General features: G+C 34.6%; 14 protein-coding genes and 1 pseudogene. 14 read left to right on the forward strand and 1 reads right to left on the reverse strand.

The features are described 5' to 3' along the window. The first annotated feature begins 411 nt into the window (after positions 1-411). The 13 genes and pseudogenes from A9C19_RS22725 (at position 412) to A9C19_RS08770 (ending at position 17,059) form a co-directional block, all read left to right on the forward strand. A pseudogene (locus A9C19_RS22725) lies at positions 412-2,466 on the forward strand (choice-of-anchor I family protein). Positions 2,467-2,923: 457 nt separating this feature from the next. Then, positions 2,924-3,994, forward strand: coding sequence for a branched-chain amino acid aminotransferase (locus tag A9C19_RS08715; RefSeq protein WP_072579583.1), 1,071 nt, complete (start codon positions 2,924-2,926; stop codon positions 3,992-3,994). A 550-nt stretch (positions 3,995-4,544) separates the two neighbouring features. Next, positions 4,545-5,465, forward strand: coding sequence for a VanW family protein (locus A9C19_RS08720; RefSeq protein WP_072579584.1), 921 nt, complete (start codon positions 4,545-4,547; stop codon positions 5,463-5,465). A gap of 261 nt (positions 5,466-5,726) precedes the next feature. After that, positions 5,727-6,548, forward strand: coding sequence for a Cof-type HAD-IIB family hydrolase (locus A9C19_RS08725; protein WP_072579585.1), 822 nt, complete (start codon positions 5,727-5,729; stop codon positions 6,546-6,548). Positions 6,549-6,621: 73 nt separating this feature from the next. Then, positions 6,622-7,083 carry a GNAT family N-acetyltransferase gene (locus tag A9C19_RS08730; RefSeq protein ID WP_072579586.1) on the forward strand — a complete coding sequence of 154 codons (462 nt, stop codon included), beginning with the start codon at positions 6,622-6,624 and terminating at the stop codon, positions 7,081-7,083. A 100-nt stretch (positions 7,084-7,183) separates the two neighbouring features. Further along, positions 7,184-8,212, forward strand: a complete 1,029-nt coding sequence (locus A9C19_RS08735) for a LacI family DNA-binding transcriptional regulator (RefSeq protein WP_072579587.1) — start codon at positions 7,184-7,186, stop codon at positions 8,210-8,212. A gap of 112 nt (positions 8,213-8,324) precedes the next feature. Continuing rightward, a complete protein-coding gene (locus A9C19_RS08740; protein ID WP_072579588.1) occupies positions 8,325-9,113 on the forward strand; it encodes an HAD family hydrolase in 789 nt (262 codons plus the stop codon). A gap of 254 nt (positions 9,114-9,367) precedes the next feature. After that, positions 9,368-10,090, forward strand: coding sequence for an MOSC domain-containing protein (locus A9C19_RS08745; protein WP_072579589.1), 723 nt, complete (start codon positions 9,368-9,370; stop codon positions 10,088-10,090). A 109-nt stretch (positions 10,091-10,199) separates the two neighbouring features. Then, positions 10,200-10,556 (forward strand): rhodanese-like domain-containing protein, encoded by a 357-nt coding sequence (locus tag A9C19_RS08750; protein ID WP_072579590.1) that lies wholly within the window; start codon positions 10,200-10,202, stop codon positions 10,554-10,556. A gap of 22 nt (positions 10,557-10,578) precedes the next feature. Further along, on the forward strand, positions 10,579-10,839 hold the full coding sequence (locus A9C19_RS08755; protein ID WP_072579591.1) for a metal-sensitive transcriptional regulator: 261 nt from the start codon (positions 10,579-10,581) through the stop codon (positions 10,837-10,839). Positions 10,840-11,426: 587 nt separating this feature from the next. Beyond that, positions 11,427-13,661, forward strand: coding sequence for a DEAD/DEAH box helicase (locus A9C19_RS08760; protein ID WP_072579592.1), 2,235 nt, complete (start codon positions 11,427-11,429; stop codon positions 13,659-13,661). Between the two features lie 907 nt (positions 13,662-14,568). Continuing rightward, positions 14,569-14,889 carry an ArsR/SmtB family transcription factor gene (locus A9C19_RS08765; RefSeq protein WP_072579593.1) on the forward strand — a complete coding sequence of 107 codons (321 nt, stop codon included), beginning with the start codon at positions 14,569-14,571 and terminating at the stop codon, positions 14,887-14,889. Between the two features lie 109 nt (positions 14,890-14,998). Further along, positions 14,999-17,059, forward strand: a complete 2,061-nt coding sequence (locus A9C19_RS08770; RefSeq protein ID WP_072579594.1) for a heavy metal translocating P-type ATPase — start codon at positions 14,999-15,001, stop codon at positions 17,057-17,059. A gap of 31 nt (positions 17,060-17,090) precedes the next feature. On the opposite strand, the gene A9C19_RS08775 is transcribed toward A9C19_RS08770, so the two are convergent. Then, positions 17,091-18,089: a hypothetical protein gene (locus tag A9C19_RS08775; RefSeq protein ID WP_072579595.1), complete on the reverse strand. Its 999-nt coding sequence runs from the start codon at positions 18,087-18,089 to the stop codon at positions 17,091-17,093. A gap of 298 nt (positions 18,090-18,387) precedes the next feature. On the opposite strand from A9C19_RS08775, the gene A9C19_RS08780 reads away from it, so the two are divergent. Beyond that, positions 18,388-18,639, forward strand: a complete 252-nt coding sequence (locus tag A9C19_RS08780) for a hypothetical protein (RefSeq protein ID WP_072579596.1) — start codon at positions 18,388-18,390, stop codon at positions 18,637-18,639. The last annotated feature ends 412 nt before the right edge of the window (positions 18,640-19,051 follow it).

Below are 19,051 nucleotides of genomic sequence, written 5' to 3' on the forward strand. Positions count from 1 at the left end.
TTAGACAAATCCAGTAGACTTCGACAAAGGATTTCAAATATTTTTTCTCTCGACATTTCACAAATAAGTATGATCGTTCTTTAAAAAGAACAATCATTTTGGCTTATGTTTATTAGTATAAAAGAATAGTATAATCCAATATTATTCTTTTACTTAGATGTCGAAGAGAAAGGAGATGTAATGAATAGAAATTGACGAATTATAGAATATTTTACAAAAAAATTACAAACTTGTTATTATATATTTATAGATAACTATTAAACTAAACTTGTTGATGTACATGAATATGACTTTATTTTTAACTAATAACAGATTGAGTAGAACCTAAATTTAAAAGACTAGAAGTAGAGGGGAAATCATTCTCTTATTTGTTGTAATTTTAGAGTCTATCAAAGAAGGAGGAAAGGTTGGATGAAAAATTTGGTCAAAAAAACAATTGTTGGTGCGGTAGCATCCTGGCTACTTATATCACCGATAAGTACATATGGGGTAGCGAATCTATCCCAGTTTTCTTCAGAGGAAGGTGAGGATTTACATGTCGAGCTAATAGGGAGATACACTAGCGGAGCAGAAATTGGTCAAGGAGGTACAGAAATCGTTGCATATGATAAGGAAAATCAACACGTATTTTCTATAAATGGAGATCAAAATGCTGTCGAAATCCTTGATCTATCACAATTAAAAGATGGGAAACAAGAAATACCGCTTCTAAAGCAAATTACATTAGCTGATTTAGGTGTTCCTGCATCAGATGTAACGAGTGTAGCAATACATCCAGATGGTCAATTCTTTGCGGTATCAGCACCTTCAGTAAATAAAGTAGACCCGGGATTTGTCGTATTCCTTTCCTTAGAAGGAGATTACTTATCAAGTGTACAAGTTGGTTCCTTACCAGATATGATTACCTTTACACCTGATGGAGCCAAGCTTTTAGTTGCAAATGAAGGAGAGCCTAATGATGAGTATACAGTTAATCCAGAAGGCAGTATAAGTGTTATAGACGTAAAAGAGGGTGTCGAAGGATTAACAAATGCTTCTGTTTCTACAATTAGATTTACAGATGACGTCATTGATTCTGATGTTAGGAAGGTGAGAGAAGATCATACATATGCTGAGAATTTAGAGCCTGAATACATTGTCATTGATGATAAAAGTCAATTTGCTTATGTAGCTCTGCAAGAGAATAACGCCATCGCGATAATAGATATCTCCAATCAAAAGGTACTTACTGTTAAGAGCCTTGGTTATAAGGATTATTCAATCACTGAAAATCAGCTTGATGCTTCAAATAAAGATGATGAAATAAATATACAAAATTGGCCCGTTTTATCCATGTATCAGCCTGATGGATTAGCCTCTTATACTGTTGATAGCAAAACATATATTTTATCAGCGAATGAAGGTGATTCTCAAAATTACAAGGGATTTTCTGAAGAAGAAAGAGTAAATGATTTAAAGGAGAATTATGAACTAAATGCAGACTTGTTTGAAGGATATACACAGGAAATGCTTGATAAGATGATTCTTGATGGTTTATTTGAAGAAGACTAATTAGGTAGACTTCTTACTACAAGTTCCGCACCCAAAAATATGAATAATAAATATGAAGCAATTTATAGTTTCGGGGCCCGTTCCTTCTCTATTTGGGACGCTCATACACTTAATCAAGTGTATGATAGCGGATCTGATTTTGAAAATATCACTTCCACTGTATATGGGAAAGATTTCTTTAATTCTAATAATGATGAGAATGCGTTTGATTCACGAAGCGATGATAAAGGGCCTGAGCCTGAATCAGTAATAGTTGGAAATGTACAAGGGCAAAACTATGCTTTTATTGGTCTTGAACGTGTTGGTGGAATAATGATGTATGATATAAGCGATCCAGAAGCTCCAAAATTTACGAAATACTTTTCTAGTCGTATTTTCACTACTGAGAAGGACGTAACACTTGAAAGTGGAGATAGCGCTCCTGAAGGTTTAACCTTTATTCCTGCAGAGTTTAGCCCAACAGGTCAAAATCTTCTGTTGGCTGCCCATGAAATTACAGGGACAATCGCTGCGTATCAAGTTGGAATTGAAGTGCCTGATGAGCCTGTTGATAATTCAAATGAAGACTCGGATGAAGAGACTGATGAGAACTCAACGCCACCACCAAGTTCAAATCCAAATGAGAATTCAAACGATCAATCAGATTCAAAAGAAAATCCTTCTTCAGATCAAGAATCTGAAAATCAACACGAGAATGTTTTAAACGAAGAGGAAGAAGAAGTAACTAGTGAGAGTAAAGAAAATAATGTGAATGTTAATGACGTACCTAAGAAAGAAGAAATAAATAATAAAATGGCCACAGAAGGACATAAATTACCTAATACAGCGACGAAGAATGATCAATATCTCGTAATAGGATTGCTTATCTTCATAATTGGTTTTTACTTAAAGCGAAAAGGTAAGCTGGAAGCTTGATTCAAACAAACATCCTCTATGTAAACCGTGTTGCTATAATTGTCTTCTTAAGAATAAAGTATACTTCATATGATAAAGCGTGGTAACAAAGAAAGGAAAGAGCCTTACCTCATCAATTGAAATATGTAATGGAAAAAGAAGCACTGTGGTATAGGTGCTTCTTTAAGTGTGTATTCTATCTGCCATCTAAAAGGAAAAACTGGGTCGAAGTAAATTCTATCCAATCAACGTGTAATTCTATATAAAAATAATTTTTTATTATGATTATTTTGAATCTTTTGTCGAAAAACGGTTGTTATTTTCATCCTTCTAGTTATAAAATAGGTTAATATAGATTTTATATAATTGCTGGCAAGTTTCTTGTAAGAGTAAATGATTATGAATCATAATTCTTTCTTTTATAGATAAGCTATATGAAGATGAATTAGAGCTAATTTTAGAGGTGGGAGAGTTTAAAATGACGACAAATATTCAGATTACGTTAAGTGAAGAAAGAAAAGAAAAACCACAACCAGAACAGCTGGAATTTGGTCGGATTTTTACTGATCATATGTTTGTAATGGACTACAGCCCACAAAAGGGGTGGCATGATGCACGAATTGAGCCGTTTGAACCTATTACGTTAAGCCCTGCTTCCATGGTGTTTCACTATGGTCAGACTGTATTTGAAGGCTTAAAGGCTTACCGAACTTCTGATGATAAAGTTTTATTATTTAGACCTGAAAAGAATATGGAACGGCTAAATTTATCAAATGAGCGCCTTTGTATTCCAGAAATTGATGGTGAATTTGTCATTGAAGCCTTAAAAAAGTTAGTATCGATTGATAAAGAGTGGATTCCAACCACAGAGGGAACCTCTTTATATATTAGACCATTTATCATCCCGACAGAATATTATTTAGGTGTTGCACCTTCTAAGTTCTACAAACTTATGATTATCCTTTCCCCAGTAGGATCTTACTACAAAGAGGGCATTCATCCTGTCAAGATCTTTGTAGAAAACCAATATGTACGTGCGGTTGATGGGGGAACAGGTAAGGCGAAAACAGGTGGGAATTATGCATCTAGTCTAAAAGCACAAGAGGAAGCGGCTAAAAAAGGCTATTCACAGGTTTTGTGGCTTGATGGGATTGAGAAGAAATATGTAGAAGAAGTAGGAAGTATGAATATCTTCTTTAAGATAAATGGAGAGGTTGTAACACCAGAAATAAATGGTAGTATTCTAGAAGGTGTAACGAGAAACTCCATCATTCAAATGCTGAAATATTGGAATATTCCTGTGAAAGAGAAGCGAATTTCAATGGAAGAAGTGTATGATGCTTATAAAGAAGGGGTATTAGAGGAGGCTTTTGGAACTGGTACGGCAGCTGTTATCTCTCCTATAGGGGAATTCTACTATAAAGAAGAGAAGATGATAATTAATAAAGGGCAAACTGGTGACGTTTCAAAAAAATTATATGATACACTGACAGGTATTCAAAAGGGTACAGAAGAAGATGTATTTGGATGGGTAACGGAAGTGAAATAACGTTTTCTTAAAAAGCGCTCAAGCATGTATGTTTGGGCGTTTTAATATAGAACGAAAAATCAATAGAATGACTATTTTGCTAATAAATCCCATCAAGTTAGGATATGAGTACTCCTCATAAAAAAGGGGAAATTACACATTATTTATAAAAAATTGTGAGCAATCTAAACCTAAAGGTAAAGACGTTCGCATGCAGTTATTGTCATGGGTCAGCGCGGTTTAGACTGTCATAATATGATAAGGCGATAGTCGGACGTCTGGTGCTCGATTTAATTACTTTGGAAAGGATAAAATGCATCGCTTGTAAGTGCTGACAAAGCCACCCTGCCCTTTTGTTTTTACCGATACAGGAACTTAACAACATTAGTTTGTGAAAGAAACTTTTTAGCCATCAAATACGTCATATTAGGAGAAGAATTAGAGTGTATTTTAAGGTAATTTTTAACAATGATTCTTCATTTTTTGCTACAATAATGAATATATAGTTATGATTACCTTTTTCGGCGTGAAACAATGGGGATTAATTACTTAGAGAAATGTGGGAGATACGATGCACAAAAAATATGTTTCTTCAATTCTATGTGTTTTTATGTTGGTGGGGTGTGAATCATTAAATGGTAGTAGTGGTCAAGAAGAGATATTAGAGGTTAAAGAAATACAATCTCGGAATATTCAAATAGCTAGTAAAAATGTAGAGTACGCGATTGATTTGATTCATCCTCTATCAAAGGAAATATTACTGACCTATACTCCTTCAGAAGGAGCACATAATGAAGCTGAACTTGAAAAACTTGCAAGGTCTCTTGGAAAGCAACTGGATCAACCAATGGTTCCAGTTAAACGAAATAGTAATGGTAAACTTACAAATGGTCAAAGTCGAATAATTCTTCACGAAGCTGAGTTAGTGACTCTCTTGAAAATGCCCAAGGCGCTGGAACGAACAATTGAATTACCAATGGATATCACAGAACCAAATGTTACTGAAGCCGTATCAAGTATTGTTGATCAACAGGTTATTGGAGCATATAAAACATCTTTTAATCCTGGGGTAAAGGGTCGAACAGAAAATATTGCACTTTCTGCAAATGAAATTAATCAAATAATACTTGGTCCTGGTGATCGCTTTTATTTTAATTTAGTAGTCGGAGAAAGAACTCCTGAACGAGGGTATCAAAAGGCAATGGAAATTGTCGACAAAGAATTTGTTGAGGGAATTGGTGGAGGTATTTGTCAAACTTCTTCGACATTATACAATGCAGTAGCAAATGCAGGGTTAGAAATCATTGAGGTTCACTCGCATTCTAGATCGATCGGGTACGTTCCTGCAGGGAAGGATGCAACCGTTTCTTGGAATGGACCTGACTTTAAATTTATGAATAATAAAGATTATCCTGTTATGCTAAAAACAATAGTTGACAGATCTGCAGGTACAATTGAAGTGCAAGTAACGGCTCCAAAAAAGGCAGTTTAGTGACGAATACTTAGTGGTGGTGCTAGCAAACAAGATTTCATTGTTTGCTAGTTTTTTTGTTATGAGAGAGGTGACGTTAAGTAAAGATCTTTAGAGATTTTCCCTAAAAAAACTGAATAAAATTTTGAAGGGTCTAACGTTAAGCTCTACGTAGTCACATAGGACTCTTAAAAAGAAATAAATTATAAGAACCACCTCCCATGAAGCTTTATTTTTTAGTAAGATAGAAGATATTGCTGAAGTGAAGAAAGGAAATGACAAATGACATATAAAATGATTGTCCTAGATTTAGATGATACATTATTACAAGATGACCATACGATTTCACTAAACACTAAGAATTCGTTAATGAAGGCGCAAGAATTGGGAGTAAAAGTTGTGTTAGCATCAGGACGCCCAACTTACGGTATGAAACACATAGCCAAAGAATTAGAGTTAGAGAGATTTGGTAGTTATATTCTTTCATTTAATGGAGGCAAAATTATCAATTGCCAAACGGAGGAAGAAATGTTTAGTAGTACACTTACACCTGAAGCTGTCCATCAGTTAGACGCTATTAGTAAAAGGGAGGAAGTTTATATCCATACGTATGTAGGAGATGACATTGTAACAGAAACAGAGAATCCTTATACAACGATTGAGTCAGAGTTAACTGGATTACCTGTAAAAGTGGTTCCTTCGTTTGTATCGGAAGTAACTAGCCCTGTTGTTAAAGTACTTATGGTTGAAGCTCCTGAAAAGTTAAAATTAGTTGAAGAAAAACTTCAACAAGAACTTGATGCTGAATTTAGTATCATGCGCTCTAAACCGTTTTTCCTAGAATTTACAGAAAAAGGTGTGACAAAAGGGACAAGTCTTCATCACCTCATTCAAGTATGTGGAATAAAGCAAGAAGAAGTGATTGCTATTGGAGATAGCTATAATGATCTCTCTATGATCGAATTTGCAGGATTAGGTGTAGCTATGGGAAATGCCCCAGAGGATATTAAAAAAATAGCAAATTACGTAACGGATACAAATATGAACGATGGAGTAGCAAAAGTGGTTGAAGAATTTATTTTCAACAAAAAAGTCTTGGTTTAATAAGAAAGATACGGCATTGACATAAATAGTCTTGTCGTATTTTTACTAAGTTTACGGAGAAGGTGGCTAATTAATGAAAATAACTATATCTAAAGATTTTGAAACGATTGCACGGTTGAATAAATCGATTCATGATATTCATGCCAAACTTTATCCTGAATATTTTAAGCCATATGAAGAAAATGAGATAAAGGCAACATTCGAAAAGCTTATTCAGAATGAGCATTTTATGTTCTTTATCCTTGAGGAAAAAGAGCAAACGATCGGGTATATATGGATAGAAATAAGAGATTTTCCTGAAAATGCATTTAAAATGGGCTATCAATCTATTTACCTTCATCAAATTAGTTTAATAGAAGCTGAAAGAAAAAAGGGGTATGGTACTCTTATAATGAAATATATAGAAGACTTAGCAAAAAAACTAGAAATTGATCTTATTGAACTAGACTATTGGGTAGATAATAAAGTGGCTGAATGTTTTTATGAAAAAAACCATTTTGTAAAGTACAGAGAATTTGTACATAAGAGAATTTAAGGGAAGCTATCTTATATTATTCATAGTAGTTATCATTCTTCTCCTTTTTGGTCGTAAAATAGCCCGAAACAAAAGAAACGGTATATTTGAGGTGTAAGACATGGGAAAAAGAGTAACCATTCAACATATTGCGGATTATCTTGGTGTTTCTAAATATGTAGTGTCAAGAGCATTAGCAGGGAAAAGTGGTGTGAAAGATGAAACAAGAGACAGGGTCATAGAGGCTGCTAAAAAGCTCGGCTACAATTCCAGTGATCAGCATACAACCTTTTTCTCATTTTCACAGCAAGATGCTGTTACTAAAAATGAAAAGAGAAATGTGCTAGTGGTTCTCCCTCGCAGTCACTACCAAGAATCAATCTATTGGGGGAAAATCATTGATGGTATCTCAAGCGGAATTTCTTATTATACATTAGGGATGGTCATCATGACGGAAACAGATCAATTTGCGAATGTCATAAACGTAGATGGCTTTGTTGGTATTATTAGTGTTGGGAAGATTGCCTCACCTGTATTAATGGAATTAAAGAAGTGGAAGGTACCAATTGTTCTAATAGATTTTGAAGACCCATTGCTAACAACAGATACCATTTTTGCAAACAATTATGACAGTTCTTTTCAGTTAACAAATTATTTAATCGGGTTAGGTCATAAACAGATTAAATTTATAGGCAATATTCATTATTCTAGGAGCTTTCACGACAGGTGGTTAGGCTACCGTAGTGCAATGGAATGTCACCAGTTGTTAGATCATTCTTCAGAACTTCCAATTCAAGGAGATACTATTGAGGCAATGTACGAAACCATCAATATATGGCTTCAAACTATGCCACCTGTTACAGCCTTAGTATGTGCAAATGATTCACTTGCTCTTTTTGTTATAAGTAAATTAAAAGAACGAAATGTGAAAGTGCCAGAAGAAATTTCTGTAACTGGCTTTGATAATATAGAAAATTCTTATCTATCAAATCCAACTTTAACAACTATCCATGTTCCGAAAGAACAAATTGGTAAACACGCTGTTAAATTATTAGTCGATCAAGTAAATGGAAATAAAGATTATTTCGAAAAGGTTTTATTAACGTGCGAACTAATCATACGAAATTCAACAGCTAAGGTGTATCAATAAAAGCTCTCTCTTATAGAAGGTGTAGAGAACTGTTATAAACCTAGGTAGTGGGAGTGAGCTTGGAACTTTTGACGACAAAGAGAATAATGACAAGTATATGGAGGAAACTATTATGATAAAAGCAATTTTCTTTGATTTAGATGATACGTTATTATGGGATCAAAAAAGTGTAAAAAGAGCGTTTGAAGAAACGTGTGAAATGGCACATCAAAAATATGGTGTAGCGATTGAAGAATTAGAGGCTGCTGTACGGAAAGAAGCAAGCGATCTTTATGCAACTTATGAGACATATGAATTTACTAAAATGATAGGAATAAATCCATTTGAAGGGTTATGGGGGAACTTCCTTGATGAAGAAGAAAACTTTGTGAAAATGAAACAGATTGTACCTACATATCGAAACGAGGCATGGACTAATGGATTAAAAGCATGTGGAATAGATGATCCGGAGTTTGGTAAATTCTTAGCTATGGAGTTCCCTAAACGAAGAAGAAAGAATCCATACGTCTATGAAGAATCCTTTTCTGTATTGGATGAATTAAAAGAATCCTATCGTTTATTGCTTTTAACGAATGGATCACCTGATCTTCAAAATACCAAATTGGATATCACACCCGAACTTGTACCATACTTTGAACAGATTATCATTTCAGGAGCATTTGGTAGAGGAAAGCCAGATCCAACAATCTTTGAGCATGCATTAGAGAAAATGAATCTTTCTAAGGATGAAGTGATTATGGTTGGAGATAATCTTATGACAGATATACTTGGGGCATCAAGAGTAGGGATAAAATCAGTTTGGATTAACCGTCATCATAAGGAAAGAAATGAAGTTGAACCAACCTATGAAATTTCACACTTAACGGAACTTTTTCCAATTTTAACAGCGCTTAATCATTAATACTTTTGCTAATATGAGCTAATGATTAAAGGGTTTGCCGTTCACTTAGCATTTAGTGATCAAGAGTATCAAAAACGTGCTTAAATGCTTAGGAGCTCTTTGCCCACCTGAATGTCTTAATTAGCTTGAGAATCTGTAACGCTTGGTAAATTCGCTAAAATGATGTATTGATCTATCTAGATAAGTAACACTAGCTTGGTTTATATTTCATAAACTATTACTACATAATGTGATTTGCAGAAGGAGTAGTAGCTATGGTGGTAGGATATTTAAAAGAAATTACAAGATACCCAGTAAAGTCGATGAATGGGCAAAAGGTTCATGAAACGAAAATAATGAATTATGGTCTATACGGTGATCGGAGTCATGCTTATCTGGATTTGACGAGAGAGGACAAATTTCTGACTATCACTCAATTTCCTAAAATGGCACAGTATAGGGCAGCATTTAGATCAGCCGATTGTGAGAGTCGCTTTCCAGTAGTTGAAATTACGACACCTGAAGGGCAACAGTATGAGTGGAACGATCCTTCATTACTTAAAGAGTTAGAACAACGTTGTGAAAGGAATATTCAACCCATTCATTTTGAACCAGCTCATGTTCCCTTTGGAGCAATAGAAGAAGAGCATATATTAATTGTGAATGAAAAATCCGTACAGGCATTAGAGAATTTGTGGGGAGAGAAAATCGATTACGTAAGATTTAGACCTAATTTATTAGTATCCTTAAATGATGAGCCATATTTTGAGGAAACCATGTTTGGGAAAAGGGTGAAAATTGGGCAAGAGGTTGAGTTGGAGATACTGAGACATTGCGAAAGATGTATGATTGTAAATGTGGATCCCGACACAGGTGAGATTTCACATAGTCTTTTAAAGACAGTAGTAAAAGAAAGAAGGAACCATTTTGGGGTGTATGCACGAGTAATAAAAACCGGGTTAATAAAAGCTGGCGATGAAGTCACTTTACTTGATTGATATTTGTCCGCCCCTTTATAGTATACTCCATAGAGGAGAATAGTTTGACATAATACCTATAAGGGTATAGAATACCTTTGATAAACATAGAACGATATAGGGGGACAATATGGTTTATTTTTTCATTCTTGTCTTATTAACCTTAGCCATAATCTTAACAAATCGTTATCGATCACTTAATCGTGTACCTTGCATAGATGTGCTTCATGCTTCGAGTGAAGAGGTGATTGTTGATTTTAGAGATTATAACGATGTTACGAATAAGAAAGTAAGCGAAGCAATCGTTATTCCAATTGCTTATTTAAAAAGATATTATCATGAAATCCCAAGTAAACAAGTGCATGTGGTTGCATCTACAAAGTTAGAAAAAAATATCGGTATTCGCTTTCTACAAAAAAATGGATTTCATGTGAGCGGCTATACGTTATCGGAATGCATGTGTCAAAACAAGGAAAATCTGATATAGCCATTAAGAAAGGAGAGCTTATATGGAATATTCAGACCAAGTCAAAAACAGAGTGAAAAGAATTGAAGGACAACTAAGAGGAATCTTAAGAATGATGGAAGAAACAAAAGATTGTAAAGAAGTGATTACCCAACTTTCAGCGTCTAGAACAGCTATAGACCGCACAATTGGTGTCATTGTTAGCTCGAACCTCATTGAATGTGTCCAAGAGGCCAATGAGAAAGGTGAAAATACGGAGGAATTAGTAAAAGAAGCCGTCAATTTATTAGTGAAAAGTAGGTAAGGAGAGCTAAGCACTAGATAAGGCATTAAGTTACGCAGGGGAATGTGAAAAATAACAAATTAAAGGCTCAGGTGTAGTGTTCAATTATCGCAGTTAAATAGACAATCAAACGATTAAAGAGCTTAAAGAACGCGTGGGATTAACACCTAAGCGTTCTTTTTTATATCTCTCTAAAAAAATAAATGTTTATTCATACCTTATACCATTGTACTAAAGCTTGTTTTGTATAGTATAAGGTACAAGATGAAAATATTTCACTAATTGGTAGTTTATATGCATTGTGATTATGTGAATTTTTTATAACAGTTCTACTTATCTCATTCAAACACTCTGCTTTTAGTTTAACGTAAGGCTATGTTAAGTTGCTTAAAGTTGATTTGTAGTACATGATTGATGGCATGAAAGACATAAGACAACTCCCAAAATTGTCAATGGGAGACCCTACTGGCCCTTCCCGGAATTCTTTAAAGCTTTACCAAATGATAAGGAAAATGGTTTCATCGTATAGAGTACACAATCGCATTTTATATTTTTAAATGGTATAGTAGACACGGAAAATTATTTGTTAATGGGATAGGAAGTTGGATATGAAATCAACAAAACAATATATTAAGCTATGGCAAAAAGCATTGCGTGCAGAAATAATGCATTTAAAAAAATATGGAAGTACAAAATATTCTCTATATAATGGAGAAGTGATTCAACAAAAAGAAACAAACACATATTACTTTGAAACACCTTTTCCCATAAAAGTACCCATTGGCTCTACAGTTAAAATTGAAAATGGGAAGTTAGAATACTCTGGAAAACTTCTGTCTTCAGAAGGGAAAAGCGTCATCTTATCTGTTGAAAAACCTCTCGGAAGACTAGCCCATGAGTTACTTTTATCACATGATCCTTGGGAGTTATTAGATCAGCTACATGAACGCCTAGAAGAAGCATCAGAAAGTAAACAAAAGCGTCTTCGGATCAAACGACTAATGAATCCTCCATCTACGTCAAATCATCCTACTGAACAGATTAAATCAAATGTACATGAATTGGTTGTCAGGAGTAAGTATAATCCTGTGACATTTGTGTGGGGACCACCAGGAACGGGGAAAACATATACGCTTGCAAGAGTTGCCGCAAATAAATATTTTAAAAAACAATCTGTGCTTCTTTTATCTCAAAGTAATCAGGCTGTAGATGTGTTAATGAGTGAAATTTCGAGATTTGTTGATAAAAAGGGACGGTTTCGTGAAGGCGATTTACTACGTTACGGATCACAATCTCATGTAATCTCTCGTTCTTCTCTTACTACGACAGAATTATTAGAGAAAAGACATCCAGATATAGCGAAGCAGAAACAGCAACTACTAGATGAACGCTTAGGACTTAAACAAGATTTAGGACAGTCCTTTAGTCAAAGAGATTCCCAGCAACTCTTATCAATTGAGGGGAAATTAGCTGCTGTCCTTGAAAAGATACGCCAAAAAGAAATCGAATTTATTGAAGATGCAGTTGTGATTGGTACTACGTTAGCTAAAGCTGCTAATGACCCTTCAATCTATGATAAAACATATGATGTCGTAATAGTTGATGAAGCAAGTATGGCCTATGTTCCACAAATTGCATTTGCCGCTACACTTGGTAAAAGAATTGTTATATGTGGGGATTTTAAACAGCTTCCTCCTATTGCTTCTGCAAAAAGTCCCCTTGTCGAAGAATGGTTAAAAGAGGACATATTTCATAAATCAGGGGTGGTTGAATGGCTTTCACAAGAAGATCAGCTTCATCCAAACTTATTTTTATTAAAAGAGCAGCGAAGAATGCACCCGGATATTTCTTCGTTTACAAATAAGGTGATGTATCAATCTTTAGTAGGTGATCACGAAAGTGTGTTAACGGCTAGAAATCAAATTGTCGAAAGAGCGCCATTCCCAAATTATGCTTCGCTTTTAGTTGATAGTAGCAAAACAGGTAATCATTGTTTAAGAGAAAAAAATGCGAATTCTAGATTTAACGTCTGGCAGTTATTACTGTCATTTCAATTGATTCATGAATCATACCTTTCAGGAGCTAGATCAATAGGATACACAACCCCATACAGGGCACAAGCTACGTTAATGACTTCTTTACTGCAAGAGATTTATGAAAAGGAGTGTTTGGAAGCAGATATTATGGCAGCCACGGTTCATCGATTTCAAGGTAGCGAACGTGATGTAATGCTTTTTGATAATGTGGATTCATATCCTGAGACAAGACCAGGAATGTTATTGGTAGGAAAGGAAAGTGACCGCGTATTAAATGTAGCCATAACAAGGACAAAAGGAAAATTCATTCATATTTGCAATAAGCAATTTATCCAGGAAAACGTATTTCCTAGTAAAACGATTAGAAAACTGGTAGATCATCAAATCTCTTCAAATCAATTAGTTGAACCTCATCAAATAGGAAAATGGGTGAGGAATCAACACAATTCCCTACGATGGGTGCATGCTAAGAAAGTAGAGGCTGTTTTTGAAGATATTAAAAATGCTAAGCAGTCTGTCATCGCGGGTTTGCCACCAGGGAAACACTATTCCAAAGAGTGGCAATCAGGTTTTACTACTCTACCTAACAATGTGAAATTTACCATGCTTTCTGAATCAGAAGCTTTTAAAGGTAAGAAAGTTAATTGGATAGATAAGAGCCTTTCATTTCCATTTATCATCATCGATGAAAAGATATTATGGTTGGGAATGCCTTTTGAAGCCGGAATAAATGTGCAACCACCATTTGTAGGTGCACGTCTTGTATCTGAAGCTGTTGTTAGTTATCTAGTAAAGCAAATTATGTAGAAAGTACAATCCCACATACTAAACTTGTACTTACGCGTTTCATACCTTCATACATGTAAAAGAGAGTATCACAGGTGTAGAGCGTTCGTTTGGAGATGGGGTATGGGGGTTTTTGCTTATCTGTTTTTGGTTCCTTACTTGCAGGAGCCTCTTTTTATCTATTTATTTCACAATGGTTTCAAGCGAAAGTCCATTATTTAGTAACCCTTTGTGCAGGAATATTACTAACTGTTTTGTTAGTAGACATTGTCCCACATAGACTTTCTACTATAACTCATTATCCGTTATAGGTGGTATGCTAGTGGGATGGCCCATAATAACATCGTTAGACCATCTTTCACATAAAAAATTTCGTGGTGATTAGCGTATAACAAAACATCTTTTTATTTTCTTATTCTAGTCATTACACTTCATAATGCTCCGTCTAGATTAACACTTGGAAACTTGGGGAATGTAGGTGGACACTTTATTCATGTCATCGTGTTACATCATATTCCAGAAGGTATGACACTAACGTTAGTTGCGATAGCATCAGGAGTTAGTATGAAAAGGCTAATTGCTTTTTTTGCATGTTTATCAATAAGTTTATACGGATTTGTTTTAATGGAAATGTATTTTCCGGTTACAAATCCAATAATCTAAGGCTTTTTACTTGGGTTTTCAATTAGTGCTATCGGGTATGTTTATATTATTGAATTATTATTCCCTCCTTTAAAAAAGGGAAGTAGAACTGTTCATTATGTTACCTTGTTAGTTGGAATAACAATAGCTCAAATGTTGCTATTTCATCATTAAAGATCTTTTCTCATTGGCTAAGTTTGACAATAGCCAATCTTTTTTATATTATAATAAGAACTATATGAACATATACTCATATTATAATATATACATGTAGGTGGTGGCTTTTATGGTGGATTCCATTGATCAAGAAGATAAACACAATGAATTAGATGAAGAAACATTATTTATTGTTTCGCAAACTTTCAAGGCTTTAGGTGACCCTACAAGAATTCGTATTCTTCACCTACTTGCCAACCGTGAACATTCTGTTAATGAAATTGCAGATACATTATCTTTATTGCAATCGACGGTTTCGCATCAGTTAAGATTCTTAAAAAATTTACGTTTGGTTAAATACAGAAGAGAAGGGACAACATTATATTACTCTCCTGATGATAACCATGTTATGGACATCTTAAAGCAAACAATTGATCACGCACAGCATTAAGTATTTCGAAAGTCACCAGACAAATTGAAGTGTAAGTATTTATTATCAATTCATGTTTATAACGTAAGTTTGGAAATTAATAGCCTAGTTAAATATGGAGTTGAGTAATGTGAATGAATATAAAGTAAAGGGACTAACATGTGCGAACTGTGCAAGAGAATTGCAGGAAGAAATTCAAAAACTCCCCTCAGGAAAGTCTGCTTCCCTTAATTATCATTCAGGAAAATTGAAAATAGACAATTCTGTAGAAATAGGGAAAGTAAAGAAAATTCTCTCGACAGACGGAGCTTTCTTAGTGACGGAAAACGATGAACATAAGCAAGTACATCCACAAGGTATCAATTTGATTACAATCTTGTGCCTTTCTTTTTTCCTCTATTGCTTTGCATTTGTTGTTGATAACTGGATCAATGAATTTTTAGCGGTTGGCCTATTTCTTACAGCAACTGCTTTAAGTGGCTATAAAACGTTTATAAAGGGGTTAAAAAATTTAGGTAAAGGTAAATTTAATATTGAAACCTTAATGACCATTGCTTTAATAGGTGCCCTTAGTATTGGAGAATGGAAAGAGGGTGCATTAGTAGCCATCTTATTTGGTCTAAATGAGTACTTAGAAGGGCTAGGTATGCAAAAAGCTAGGAATTCTATGGAAAAACTACTCAATATTGCACCGAAGAAGGCAACGATTATTACAGATGGGATAGAAAAAGTCGTTGAAGTAACATCATTAAAAGAAAGTGACCTCGTTATTGTAAAAGCAGGGGAAAAAATACCTTCAGACGGTCTTGTGATTGATGGAAAAAGTTCTGTTAATGAAGCTGCTATTACAGGTGAATCCATGCCAGTCGAGAAGGGTTTAGGTGAAGAAGTATTCGGAGGAAGTATCAATAATGAAGGGCTATTGAAAATAAACATTACAAAAGCGTATGAGGATTCATCATTAGCAAAAATCTTACATTTGGTGGAAGAAGCACAAGAAACGAAAACTCCAACAGAATTATTTATAAATAAATTCGCAAAGTATTATACACCAATCATCATGCTGATTTCGATCATTGTGATGATTGTTCCACCTATTTTCTTGAATGGAAGCTTTAGTGAATGGTTCTATCAAGGGTTAGCAGTATTAATAGTTGGCTGTCCATGTGCGCTTGTATTAGCTTCCCCGATTGCAATTGTCTCTGGTATAACTAAAAATGCTCGAAACGGGATCTTAATTAAAGGTGGAGTCTTCTTAGAGCAACTAGGAAGGATTACTACCGTTGCTTTTGATAAAACTGGAACTTTAACAAAGGGTGAGCCTTATGTAGAAACATTTATAGAATATGAGTCGCATTCCCTTTTACTATCAGCCTCCATTGAGAAATCGTCCTCTCACCCAATTGCTAAGGCACTAATAAAAAAGGCTGGGGAGGAAAAGCTAATATTAGTAGAACCAGAAGAAGTTACAACTCACTCTGGTAGTGGAGTGACAGCTAAAATAGGCGATAAACAGTATAGCATAGGAAATGAAAAACAAGTTAGCCACGTTCCAATTGATGATCGAGTAAAAAAAGATTTACTTGATATAAAGGATAAAGGTATGACTGTTGTTCTATTAGCTGATAAAGATAAGATATTAGGGATATTTGGTATTAGTGATGAGATTCGAGAAGAAAGTAAAGAGGTTATTTCACATTTACATAAGGTTGGGATTAAAAAAACCCTTATGTTAACAGGAGACCATGAATCAACTGCTCAGAAGGTTGCCCGTCATGTTGGAGTTACATCATTTTTCGCTGGGTTATTACCAGACCAAAAAGTTGAAAAAATCAAGGGAATTTCAGAGACGGACAAAGTGGCTATGGTCGGAGATGGGATCAACGATGCACCAGCATTAGCATCTGCAGACCTTGGTATTGCAATGGGTAAAGGCACGGATAGTGCTATTGAAACAGCTGATATAGTATTAATGCAAAACCACTTAGGCAAACTGCCATCTGCTATAAAATCAGCGAAAAAAGTAAATGCCATAATCAAAATGAACATCATATTAGCACTCGGGCTAAAGCTAATTGCGTTATTATTAACAATCCCAGGTCTCTTAACACTTTGGATAGCTATTTTATCAGATATGGGTGCGACCATTTTAGTGACCCTCATAAGCTTAACTGTGTTATATGATAAATGAAGGAGGCTGGGACAGAAGTTTGTCCCGCCTCTTATAAATGAAGTGTCCAAGTATCGGAATGTAGCCCAAATGATGTAGATAAATCGACTACATCTACATTGAAGGTGATGGATGTAGCGTCTGCTATGTTAACTAGTTTATGGTTATTTAATGGAAAAGTAAGCTGACTATCTTCATCGTTTTTAGTAATCATATATAACTCATAATTGTCTTGGTGATCAGATGAATGATAAACCGTTAAATTTAATCGGTAAGCAACGTTCTTTTTTGCAGAAACTTGAAATGAGAGTAAGGAGTCTAAATAGGCTTCAAATATAGGCTTTTTGAGTAGTCGCTCTTTGTCTACTAAAATTCCTGTTTTATTTGCCAAAAATGCATGTAATTCTTCGTTTTCTAGCGCGTTTGAAATTTTTTGATTTTCATGTTCTGTCCTCAAATAAAAGGCTTCGTTACTATAAATATCTTCTACAGCTGTTTTTTTCTTAGGTCCATACAGCAGGACATAATCATCTGCAAAAATCTCCTGAGGGTAAAGTGAATGATGACTCTCTCGGTAATTCCAAAAAGCGTCCCATCGTATAGTATAAGAGTCTATGTCTCGAATTCGAATCCAATTTGAAAATGGAAAATGATGCGCAGGGAAATGAGTATAGGCAAAATGGTGGCCATATTCATGTGATAATGTTTCTGTATAATCACTAATTTTCGTGTATTTAGAAGCATGAAATAAAGAGATTGTATGAGTGAAAGAATTATAGCTGCCTTTTGTGTGAGTAGTACCTAAAGGTTCTCCAAAGACGTGAATTTCTTCTAGAGAATGAATTTCCTCCCCATACTGGTTTTTTACTAACTCATCATATAAGCTTCTTAATTTCTTTTCATTCCAGCTCTTTGTATTACTAGAAAATAATATTCCTTCGGGAGATGTATAAAAAGAGTAATCTGACCTACTGTCAAAGCCATTTTTAAAGCTTACTAGTAAAGGGAAAATGACTACTAGAATAATAAATAGCCTGTTTTTTTTATTCAATTTATCACATCCTTACACGTATCGTATCATGAAATAGAAGAGGAGTAACTTGGAATGTTCTTCTTATTTAATATGTGCTAAATGCTAGTGAGTGGTATATCACGGCGGACAACTGTTATAGAATGTTGCAGCATTTCATAACAAATAAGAAAGACTTAAATAGAGAGGGACTCCATCTATATATATTCAAAAAAAAAATAAAAAATATTTTAAGAAAATAGTTTTCATGTAAAGAAATTTAGTGTATAGTATAAATAATCAGAAAATACTGAAAATAAAAAATGTGAGGTGCTTTTAAATGAATCATCAAGAAACTCCAATTGAAAATCGTATTGAAACAAATCCATTCGTACATTATCTTCAAAATAAGGATGTCATCATCAAATCAAATACAGAACTCATTTTGAAGCATTTACACAACTTACCAAAGGATTTTATGGAAATGACTTTGTTTGATATTGATGGGTGTGGCTCAGTCTTTCATTTTTCACATATTACAAATAGTGAAGATGTAGAAGGGAAGGCAGCAGTTTATAAAAAATTGACATAACACATAAAACTTACATGGTAAAAGATGGTAGGAGAAGACTGTTAGAATGGTGTATTAGCTGTTTGCTAATTGAATAAAAGTTGGCTGGGACATAAGTATTTTAGTCAATGATAAACCCGAATTAGTAGGTGATATTTTAAATGGATATCTTCCTACTAATTCGGGTCTTTATTTTTTATCCTTAGATTCTGTATCTGTGCATACTATTTTAATTGCTAGTGTAATGGAACGGAAGTCACATGGCCCCTGGGGGAGGTAGAGAAGTCTCACGCCCATCCGAGCGAAAAAAAAGGACTTAAAGATTTCCCTTAGTTTGCTGCAAAGTGGCAGCGGATATTAACTATATAATACGCTTATTAAAAAGCAACAAAGGTTGCGAAAATAGCTAAATAGACGTTTATGGTTCATACAA

This window comes from Bacillus weihaiensis (assembly GCF_001889165.1).
Classification (GTDB): Bacteria; Bacillota; Bacilli; order Bacillales; family Bacillaceae; genus Metabacillus; species Metabacillus weihaiensis.